This is a genomic window from Photobacterium sp. R1 (assembly GCF_054600795.1).
In genome coordinates this window covers 1-234 of the sequence record NZ_BAAHZP010001018.1, presented here as the reverse complement: position 1 = coordinate 234, position 234 = coordinate 1, and the positions used below count along the sequence as shown (strand labels likewise).

1 protein-coding gene is annotated in these 234 nt (G+C 50.9%); it reads left to right on the top strand.

What is annotated here, in order from left to right; all coding sequences use genetic code 11:
• The coding region (locus ACYP03_RS28130) for an efflux RND transporter permease subunit (protein ID WP_459782955.1) at positions 1-234 on the top strand (234 nt) is incomplete at both ends.

The window sequence follows — 234 nt, the reverse complement described above, 5'->3', positions numbered from 1 at the left end:
TCTGGCAATCTGTGGCGCTCTGGTAGCTCTTGGCTGTGGTCTGGCGTCGATGAACATATACTCTCAGGTTGGTCTTATTACCCTTATTGGTCTGATCACCAAGCACGGGATTCTGATATGTGAGGTTGCCAAAGAAGAGCTGCTCAATCACCAGATGGACAAAATGTCTGCGGTGATGGAAGCAGCGAAAGGTCGTCTTCGCCCGATTCTGATGACCACTGCCGCGATGATTGC